The following is a 9869-nucleotide window of genomic DNA, read 5'->3' as shown; positions in this document are numbered from 1 at the left end:
GGGAATCGTCTACGCCCTGAGTCGCAAGTCCGTCGAGCAGACCGCCGAGTTCCTGCGCACGCAGGGCTTCGACGCCCTGCCCTACCACGCGGGGCTCGAGGCATCCGTCCGCGCGGCGAACCAGTCGCGCTTCCTGCGCGACGACGGCGTCGTCATGGTCGCGACCATCGCCTTCGGCATGGGCATCGACAAGCCCGACGTGCGCTTCGTCGCCCACATCGACCTGCCGAAGTCCGTCGAGGGCTACTACCAGGAGACCGGTCGCGCGGGCCGCGACGGCGATCCCTCGGTGGTGTGGATGGCCTACGGCCTCGGCGACGTGGTGCAGCAGCGCCGCATGATCGACCAGAGCCCGGGCGACCGCGCATTCAAGAACCGGCTCGGCCAGCACCTCGACGCGATGCTGGCGCTGTGCGAGACGGTCGGATGCCGCCGCCAGAACCTGCTCGGATACTTCGGCGAGCCCGCGGAGCCCTGCGGCAGCTGCGACACCTGCCTGGAGGCTCCCGAGACCTGGGACGGCCTCGTGCCCGCGCAGAAGCTGCTGTCGACCATCGTGCGGCTGCAGCGCGAGCGCGGCCAGGCCTTCGGCGCCGGGCATCTCATCGACATCCTCCGCGGCTCCTCCACCGAGCGCATTCGCCAGCAGGGCCACGACGCACTCTCGACGTACGGGCTCGGATCCGACCTGTCCGAGCAGGACTGGCGCAGCGTGATCCGGCAGCTGCTCGCCCGGGGAATCCTCGTGGCGCGCGGCGAGTACGGCACGCTCGCCCTCGGCGAGTCCGCCGCCGGCGTGCTGAAAGGCGAGACGCCGGTGCCGCTCCGGCGCGATGCGCTCGGGCGTTCCGGCGGCGCTCCGCGGGTGCGCAAGGTCTCGGCATCCGACACCCTGGCCGAGCGCGATCGCCCGCTCTTCGAAGCGCTGCGCGATTGGCGCGCCGGCGTCGCACGCGAGCTCGGCGTGCCCGCCTACATCGTCTTCGGCGACGCCACGCTCCGCGCGCTCGCCGAAGTGCGACCCGAGAGCCTCGCCGACCTCGACGGCGTCACGGGCATCGGGGCGAAGAAGCGCGAGGCCTACGGTGAGGCCGTGCTCGACGTCATCCGCGCGGCCTGAGCCAGGCGGGCTGAGCGGGCGGGCCGAAAACAGGCGATTCGGCGAGAACAGGCTCGATTCGGGCTCAGTCGTCCTGATCTCGCCGAATCGCCTGATTCGGGGTCAGGCGAGGCTCGCCCCTGGTGGGAAGGAGCGCACGCGCTCGACCCGCAGCACGTGGGGGAGTGCCGCGAGGTCGCGCGTGCCGTCGGCGCGCGGGAACTCGTAGATCTCGAGCATGAACTGCACCGGGTAGTCGAGCGACTGGACGGATGTCTTCACCCAGCGCCCGTCGATGAAGAAGCGCACGCGGTCGGGCGTCCAATCCACGGCGTAGTCGTGCATCGCGGTGAGGTCGCCGTCGATGCGGACCTTTTCGAAGTCCTCGCGGAGCCGCGGATCGTTCTGCGGCTTCACGCCGACGCCGACCCAGCCGCCGTCGTCGTCGAGGTCGCTCCCGAAGATCTCGGCGATGCAGAGCTCGCCGCAGTCGTCGGGCTGTTCCTCGAAGCCGATCGGCCAGCACGCGACCATGGCGTCGGGGTGACGGATCGCCGCCAGGCGCACCTCGATGACGCCGTGACGCACGAGCCAGCCGCGGTGCGCGGGCTGCTCCTCGCGCACGACGAGCCCCGGGCGGAACCGGTGCTGGCCGATGCCGCTGCCGACCGGTCCCGAGTGCTGGCCCGTCTGCACGTGCGACACCCGCAGGTCGCCGTCGAGCTCAGGCGCCCACGGTGCGGTGTCCTCGTCGATGCGGAGCCGCAGCCCGCCCGGACCCACCGTCCAACGTGCGGCCGCGGCATCCCTCGACGACCAGTGCGGCGTGTAGAACGGCCACCACCGCGACTCGTCGAGCGCGTCTCCCTCGAAGCGCTCGTCGACGTCGGGGGTTCGACCGGCGAGGTCGAGGGGCGAGACGTCGAGCACCCAGCGGCGGAAGGTGAGCTCGCCGCCGCGCCACGGAGCGGTCGAGGTGCCCTGCTCCTCGAACCCGGCGCCGCGGCAGAGGGCGTTGGAGGCCGGGTTGTCGACGCCCGGGTACGCGACGAGCAGCCCGCGGCGCCCGTCGGCCGCGACGAGGTGAGTGACCTGCCGGAGAGCCTCACGCGCCACCCCTCGGCCCTGGAACCTCGGCTCGACACTCCATCCGGTCTCGAACGCGGGGGCGCCGTCGTGCTCAACGGTCCAGTAGCCGATGCCTCCTGCGGGCTCGCCGTCGACGTCGATGCGCAGCATCCGCGCCTCTCCCGTGGCGTTGAGGCGCAGGTAGCGCGCGTGGCGCTCGCCCACCTGCTCGTCGGACTCGGGCCCGCCGAGGTAGGCCGTCATCTCGGGGGTGTTCGCCCGCTCGAGCACGGCGAGGTCGCCCTCGCTCCACGGTCGCAGTTCGACCCGCATCCTGCCCCCCTCCGCTCGGCTTCCCATTCTCCGAGCCGCCTCCGACGTCGGCGACGGCAGCCTCCTCGCCGGCGATCGCCGTCAGGCCGGCCGGATCACCCACACGTTCACCTCGACGTCCTCGCCGTCAGCGCCCGGAAACCGCCCGGTCCCCTCCAGCGTGAACCCGACCCGGCGGCAGAGGGCGTGGGATGCCTCGTTCCCGACGTGCGCGTACCCGACGACCGGGCGGCCGCCGCCGGTCGCGAGCGCCCGCTGCGTGACCTCTGCCAGGGCCGCGGCGGCGACGCCGCGCCCCTGCCACGCCGGCTCGACGACGCAGCCGACCTCGTAGGCGGCCGCGCCGTCGTGGTCCTGCTCCCACCAGCCCGCGTACCCGGCGACGGCTCCGTCCACGACGATGCGGAACATGCGGACCGCGTCCCCGCTCGACAGGTACTCGGCGTGGCGCTCCGCGAGGGCGTCGTCGGCCTCCGGACCGCCGAGGTACCGGGTCAGTTCGGGCGTGTTCGCGCGTCGGAGGACGTCGAGGTCGGCATCCGTCCACGGCTCCAGCCCGATCTGCACGCTCCCATCCTCCTCCCCCCTTCCGTTCGTGCGGGCGAATGCTCACGTCCCCGTCGCGCCGGGGGTGTGGGGTGCGCACAACGCCGCCGCGGGAGCGGGCCGGGACGGGTTGTCGAACAGCTCCAACCGGTTTGGACCGGTGTTGTGGGAGTCCTACCGTCGGAAGTGACTTTTCCATCGCCGAGACCGAGAGGTGACGCCATGGCCGACGCCGCCGTCCGCTCCCCCAAGCCCGCCACGAGCAAGCGCACGCCCGCCGGCGGCGCCCCGACCGCCGCCCACACCGCGGAGGAGGCATCCGAGCCTCGCATCGACGTGGCGGCTGTCACCGATCTGCTGCTCGGAACCTGGGCCGACACCCGCCGCGAGGCGCGCGAGATGATCAAGGACCCCGCGTTCTGGCGCATCGAGGGCCAGCCGATGTCCGACCACCGGGAGCGCGTGCTCACGCAGCTGCACCTGCTGGTCGAGCACGGCGGCTCGCGTCGAGCGCTGCCCGAGGAGTACGGCGGCAAGAACGACAACGGGGCGAATCTCGCCGGCTTCCAGGAGCTGGTCCTCGCCGACCCGAGCCTTCAGATCAAGTCGGGCGTGCAGTGGGGGCTCTTCGGCTCGGCGATCTTCCAGCTCGGCACGAAGGAGCACCACGACAAGTGGCTCGGTGCGGTGGCCGACATGAGCCTCCCCGGCGCCTTCGCGATGACCGAGACCGGACACGGCTCGGACGTCGCGGCGATCGGCACCACCGCCACGTACGACCCCGACACCGAGGAGTTCGTGATCCACACGCCGTTCCGCGGCGCCTGGAAGGACTACCTCGGCAACGCAGCGCTGCACGGCAAGGCGGCCACGGTCTTCGCCCAGCTCATCACGGGCGGCGTGAACTACGGCGTGCACTGCTTCTTCGTGCCGCTGCGCGACGAGAACGGCGACTTCCTCCCCGGTATCGGCGGCGAGGACGACGGGGTCAAGGGCGGCCTCAACGGCATCGACAACGGCCGGCTGCACTTCGACCACGTGCGCGTCCCCCGCACGAACCTGCTCAACCGCTACGGCGACGTCGCTCCCGACGGCACGTACAGCTCCGACATCCCGACCCCCGGCCGCCGGTTCTTCACGATGCTCGGCGCGCTCGTCCAGGGCCGCGTGTCGCTCGACGGCGCCGCCACCACCGCCACCGCCCTCGCCCTTCACATCGCGCTCACGTACGCGGGCCAGCGCCGCCAGTTCGACTCCGGCGCCGGCACGTCCGAGGTCGTGCTGCTGGACTACGGCAAGCACCAGCGCCGCCTTCTGCCCCTCGTCGCGCAGAACTACGCGCAGTTCTTCAGCCACGACGAGCTCCTCCGCAAGTTCGACGGCGTCTTCTCGGGCCGCAGCGACACCCCCGAGGAGCGCGAGGATCTCGAGACCCTCGCGGCGGCCCTCAAGCCGCTTTCGACGTGGAACGCCCTCGACACGATCCAGGAGGCCCGCGAGGCCTGCGGCGGGTCGGGCTTCCTCGCCGAGAACCGCATGGTCGGACTCCACCAGGACCTCGACGTGTACGTCACCTTCGAGGGCGACAACAACGTCCTCCTCCAGCTGGTCGGCAAGCGCCTCCTCGCCGACTACGCGAGGCAGTTCAAGGGTGCGGATGCCGCGAAGCTCGCCCGCTTCGCCGTCGGCCAGACCGCCGGCAAGCTCTTCCACGGCGCCGGGCTGCGGCAGCTCGGGCAGTCGGTCGCCGATCTCGGCTCGACCGCGCGTTCGGTCGAGCTCGGCCTGCGCGAGGACCAGCAGCACGACCTGCTCGCCGGCCGTGTGCAGCAGATGGTGGCGGATGTCGCCGCCGCCCTGCGCCCGGCGTCCAAGCTGTCGCCCGCCGAGGCCGCCGCGCTGTTCAACAGCCACCAGGCCGAGCTCATCGAGGCGGCCCGCGCGCACGGCGAGCTGCTGCAGTGGGAGGCGTTCACCGACGGCATCCATCGCATCGAGGACGACGGCACGCGTCGCGTCCTGATGTGGCTGCGCGACCTGTTCGGTCTCCACCTGATCGAAGAGCACCTGGCCTGGTACCTGATCAACGGGCGTCTCTCGACGCAGCGCGCGGCATCCGTCTCGCGGTACATCGACCGGCTGACGTCCCGCCTCCGCCCGCACGCGCAGGACCTCGTCGACGCCTACGGCTTCGCGCCGGAGCACGTGCGCGCGCCGATCGCCTCGGGGGCCGAGCAGGCGCGGCAGGACGAGGCGCGCGACTACTACGCCGCGCTCGCCGCGTCGGGCCAGGCGCCGGTGAGCGAGAAGTCCCTCAAGAAGAAGTAGCCCGCCGGCCGGACGTCTTTTCGGCACAGCCGAAGGACGTCGGCGGGGCCGGATAGGTTGGCCGAGTGAGCACCGACACGCGCCTCGGCCCCGACGGCATCGCGCGCTGCGCGTGGGTCGGCGACGATCCGGAGTACCGCCGCTACCACGACGAGGAGTGGGGCTTCCCGCTCCACGGCGACCGGCCGCTGTTCGAGAAGATGAGCCTCGAGGGGTTCCAGGCGGGGCTGTCGTGGATCACGATCCTGCGCAAGCGGCCGCGGTTCCGCGAGGTCTTCGCCGGCTTCGAGCCCGAGGTCGTCGCCCGGTTCGCAGACGACGACGTCGAGCGGCTGATGGGCGACGCGGGCATCATCCGCAACCGCGCCAAGATCCTCGCGACGATCTCGAATGCGCGGCTGGTCACCGCCATGGACGAGGGCGAGCTCGACGCCTTCCTGTGGTCGTTCGCACCCGCGCCGCGGCCGCGCCCGGTCTCGTTCGCCGACGTGCCGGCGACGACAGCCGAGTCCGACGCGATGAGCAAGGCGCTGCGCAAGCGCGGCTTCCGCTTCGTGGGGTCCACCACGATGTACGCGCTGATGCAGTCCGCGGGCATGGTCGACGACCATGTGGACGGATGCTGGCGCGCAGCGTGACACCGAACGCCTGAGCAGCACGCACCGACGTGGGGGATTGTCCCCATCGTGTCCGGTGTCGCCCGCACCCTAGGCTCGCGATCGAACCCCAGCCCTGCGGAGGAGCCGATGACCGACGTCGATCTGGATCTCACGGCGCTTCGCGTTGCGAAGACTCGCGTGGCGGGCGCGCTCGAGACCTTCCGCAGCGCCGACCGCGTCGGTGACGACCTCGCCGACCTCACCGGCGAGCACCGGCTGGCCGGCAAGGTCCGCGACTTCGCCGGGAACTGGGACCACAACCGCGGCAAGCTCGAGGAGCAGCTGGTCGCGGTGCACGACTGGCTCCAGGCGATCGACGAGACCCTGACCGATCTCGACCGCACCATGGGCGACGGCGTCGAGATCGACGGGGACGCCCCGTGAGCTCGGGCCTGGCAGTCGAGTTCGCCGACGTCTTCGAGGGCCGCCCCCACGAGCTCGAGAGCCGAGCGCGGCGCCTGCAGTCCACCGCCGAGGCGATCTCGCGCGCAGCCGACGCCCTCCGCGACCTCGTCGACGACCAGCGCAGCCGCGCGACCGATGCCGTCGCGGATTCGGCGGCCGAGGCATCCGCCGGTCTTCGCCGTGCCCGTCAGCGCTACGGCGGCACCGCGACGGCGCTCACGACGTACGCCGTCGAGCTGGCGCCCATCCAGGCGACGGCGCGGTCCGCGGTGGAGGACGCCGATTTCCACCAGGCGCGCACCTACAGTCTTCAGGGCGACCTCGACGACCTCCGCAACGACATCACCCGGGCCGAGGCCGAGGGCTCGTCGACCGACGCACTGTACGAGGACCTCTGGTCCACGAGCGACGGGGCGGCCTACTCGGCCGGGCAGGTCGAGGAGGCCCGGCGCACCCTGAACCACGCGCGTCAGGATATCTGGGATGCCGCGGACCGGGCGATCGACGCGATCGAGACGGCCATCGAGCACGGCGCCGACTCCTGGGGTGACAACTGGGACCAGTTCTGGGACGGGGTCGGCGACTTCTTCGAGATGGTCGGCGAGTGGGCCTCGCAGGTGCTCTCCGTCGTGGTCGACGTGCTCGCCGAGCTGCTGAGCGCCCTCGTGTCCGCCCTCGTGGTCGCGCTGCTGCTCGTGATCGGGCTCCTGCTGGTCGGGCTCGCCTTCGTCGCATTCGGGGTGATCGGGCTGATCGTGCTCGGCGCGATCCTGGCGATCGGGCTGCTGGTCCTCGCCCTCGCCGAGGCGGCGGGCAGGCCGCAGAACATCAAGACCACGAAGGAGAGCACCGCTCCCACCGGAGACGAGGCCGCGGATGCGATCGCCGACGACTCCGAGGCGCGCGACTACCAGGATCTGATGGAGCACCTCGCCCTGCAGGACCGCAACGGCGGCGAGGAGGCGACCGAGATCCGGGTCGTCGCGATCAAGGACGCCCAGGGCAACATCATCTCGTGGCGGGTCCAGCTGCCCAGCACGCAGAACTGGAACCCCCTGAACGGCGACGGCGCGCTCAACGACGTGCGCACCGACGGGATGCTGTCGCTGTTCCCCGGCGTCCCGACCCAGTACGAGCAGGCCGTCTGGGACGCGATGACCCAGGCGGGTGTCTTCGAGAGCGATGCGCCGATCATGTTCACCGGGTGGTCGCTCGGCGGCATGATGGCCGGAGAACTGGCGACCAACCCGCGTGTGGCCGATCGCGTCCAGTCGGTGTTCACCGCCGGCTCCGCGATCGACAAGCACTACAGCGACATGCCGCCGGACGTGCGCGTCACGCAGATCAACAACGGCATCGACCCGGTGCACACGCTCGAGCTGCTCGGTCTCGATCCGATCGACTACGTGCGCTTCGACGGCGATTGGCAGACCTACCGTCCGCTCACGTCGCCGATGCACGATGCCGGAATGTATGGTGCTGAGGCGGAGCGCTACCTGCCCGAACCGCGCCGGGGCGACGAGATCTTCTTCGCACAGGAAGGTGCGGGCAGCTACGAGGAGGTCCACATTGGCACGTACACGCGGGGGTCGTGACATGCGGATGCTGCGCTACGTGCTGGCGGCCGCCGTCGGTCTCGGCGCCCTGAGTCTCGCCGGCTGCGCGGGCGACCCCGACCTCGCGCCGCTCGAATCGCGGCTCGCCGAGGTGGACGGCGTCAACGGCGCGATGGCGTGGCCGACCCACTCGGGCGCACCCTGGAACACCCAGGTGAACCTCATGCTCTTCGTGGACGACTCCTCCGAGGAGGCGTTGATCGCGGCCGTCCGCGCAACGGCGCCCACATTGGTGTCCGACCCCGTGGCGGGACGGAACGAGGTGTCGATCAGCTTCGTCGACGGCGACCGAGCCGACTACACCGACCGCTTCGAGGCATCCGATGCCGAAGTGCGCTTCTCCGATGCGGTGACGCAGACGCTCGGAGTGCGCGACCTCTCCGGCGAGGTGCTCGTGCTCTCGCCCGACGACGTCCGCCGGATCGCCGACGGGTCGTGAGCGCGCTCGATACGTCGCCGCTCGCGGCGCCGCAGCTCACGTTCCAGCTGCCGGGACGCTGGCTCGCCGTCGACCCGCGCGCCGAGGACGAGGCATCCGCCCGCATCGACGAGGCCGTGCGCGAGCTCGCCGGACCCGCCGACGACGCGGCGATCGCCCGCCGCCGCCTGCGCGGCGCCTTCGAGCGCGCGACGGCAGCGGCGCGGGATGCCTCGGCCCGCGCCCTCTTCCTGTGCATCGAGATCACGCCCGGCCTCGCCACTCCCGCATCGCTGACGGTCCACGCGCCTGAGGGGATGCGCATGAGCCCCGCGATCGGTACGTCGGCGGATGCCGTGCTCGGCGTGCTGCGCGAGAGCTTCGAGGTGCTGGCGGTGCCGGGGGTCGAGACGGCGAAGCGCCTCGACGGCCCGCGCGCGAGCATGCTCCGCATCGACCGGCAGCACGAGGAGACGGTGGAGGAGGACGACGCGACCGCCGTCGCGACGAGGCTCGAGGCCGAGTACTGGTTCGCCGTGCCGGGTTCGAAGCAGGTCGTGCTGGCGAGCTTCGCGACGCCGCTCGGCGAGCTGCGCAACGCCATGCTGAACCTCTTCGACTCGATCGCGCTCGCCGCCGCCTTCGGCCCCGAGGCGCCGTAGCCCGCCCGTGGAATGCTCGGCCGGGCCGGGGCGTTCGAGGAAGCGGAGGTTCTCCATGGACTACGGCCACGCGCTCGAGTTCGGCGCATTCATCACCCCGACCGCCGCGGCGCCTGACGCCCCCGTGCTGCTCTCGCAGGCGGCCGAGGCATCCGGGCTCGATCTGGTGACGTTCCAGGATCATCCGTACCAGCCCGCGTTCCTCGACACGTGGACGCTGATGACCTTCGTGGCGGCGCGCACCGAGCGCATCCGCATCGCGCCGAACGTGCTCAACGTACCGCTGCGCCCGCCCGCCGTGACGGCACGGGCGGCAGCGAGCCTGGACCTGCTCTCGGGCGGGCGCTTCGACCTCGCGCTCGGCGCCGGCGGATTCTGGGACGCGATCGAGGCGATGGGCGGCGGTCGGCTCACGCCTGGCCAGGCGGTCACGGCGCTCGAAGAGGCCATCGACGTCATGCGGGAGCTCTGGGACACGAGCGAGCGCCGCGGCGCCTTCACCGACGGGACCTACCACCGGGTGCACGGGGCGAAGCGCGGCCCACGCCCGGCGCACGACATCCCGATCTGGATCGGCGCCTACAAGCCGCGGATGCTCGCGCTCACCGGTCGCAAGGGCGACGGCTGGCTCCCGTCCCTCGGCTACATGAGGCCGGGCGATCTCGCGCGCGGCAACGCGGCGATCGACGAAGCCGCCCGCGGCGCCGGCCGTGATCCGCGCGAGATCCGGCGCCT

The 9869-nt window shown here is 71.7% G+C and carries 10 protein-coding genes; 8 read left to right on the top strand and 2 right to left on the bottom strand.

Annotated features, from left to right (window positions below):
* Positions 1–1120 (top strand): RQC domain-containing protein (locus tag ACE3O1_RS13190; RefSeq protein ID WP_374315774.1); only part of this gene is annotated, 1120 nt, incomplete at its 5' end.
* Positions 1121–1222: 102 nt separating this feature from the next.
* On the opposite strand, the gene ACE3O1_RS13185 is transcribed toward ACE3O1_RS13190, so the two are convergent.
* Entirely contained in the window at positions 1223–2500 is a 1278-nt protein-coding gene (locus ACE3O1_RS13185; protein ID WP_374315772.1) for a GNAT family N-acetyltransferase, read from the bottom strand.
* Positions 2501–2581: 81 nt separating this feature from the next.
* Complete coding sequence (locus ACE3O1_RS13180) at positions 2582–3067, bottom strand: GNAT family N-acetyltransferase (RefSeq protein WP_374315770.1); 486 nt, start codon at positions 3065–3067, stop codon at positions 2582–2584.
* Between the two features lie 201 nt (positions 3068–3268).
* Here ACE3O1_RS13180 and ACE3O1_RS13175 point away from each other — a divergent pair, with 201 nt between their 5' ends.
* From ACE3O1_RS13175 to ACE3O1_RS13145, 7 genes are all read left to right on the top strand, one after another.
* Positions 3269–5374, top strand: coding sequence for an acyl-CoA dehydrogenase (locus ACE3O1_RS13175; RefSeq protein WP_374315768.1), 2106 nt, complete (start codon positions 3269–3271; stop codon positions 5372–5374).
* Positions 5375–5439: 65 nt separating this feature from the next.
* A complete protein-coding gene (locus ACE3O1_RS13170; protein ID WP_374315766.1) occupies positions 5440–6012 on the top strand; it encodes a DNA-3-methyladenine glycosylase I in 573 nt (190 codons plus the stop codon).
* Between the two features lie 108 nt (positions 6013–6120).
* The gene (locus tag ACE3O1_RS13165) at positions 6121–6417 is read left to right on the top strand and encodes a hypothetical protein (RefSeq protein WP_374315764.1); all 297 of its coding nucleotides are present in this window, start codon (positions 6121–6123) and stop codon (positions 6415–6417) included.
* Complete coding sequence (locus tag ACE3O1_RS13160; protein ID WP_374315762.1) at positions 6414–8033, top strand: hypothetical protein; 1620 nt, start codon at positions 6414–6416, stop codon at positions 8031–8033. Before ACE3O1_RS13165 ends, ACE3O1_RS13160 begins: the two co-directional genes overlap by 4 nt.
* A gap of 1 nt (position 8034) precedes the next feature.
* Complete coding sequence (locus ACE3O1_RS13155; protein ID WP_374315760.1) at positions 8035–8493, top strand: hypothetical protein; 459 nt, start codon at positions 8035–8037, stop codon at positions 8491–8493.
* The gene (locus tag ACE3O1_RS13150; RefSeq protein WP_374315758.1) at positions 8490–9134 is read left to right on the top strand and encodes a hypothetical protein; all 645 of its coding nucleotides are present in this window, start codon (positions 8490–8492) and stop codon (positions 9132–9134) included. The genes ACE3O1_RS13155 and ACE3O1_RS13150 overlap by 4 nt, the downstream gene beginning before the upstream one ends.
* Positions 9135–9189: 55 nt before the next feature.
* Positions 9190–9869, top strand: a 680-nt coding sequence (locus ACE3O1_RS13145) for an LLM class flavin-dependent oxidoreductase (protein WP_374315756.1), incomplete at its 3' end; no start/stop codon positions are given.

This window comes from Microbacterium sp. (assembly GCF_041909575.1).
GTDB lineage: Bacteria > Actinomycetota > Actinomycetes > Actinomycetales > Microbacteriaceae > Microbacterium.
The sequence above is the reverse complement of the archived record's forward strand: the minus strand, read 5'-3'. Positions and strand labels throughout refer to the sequence as shown.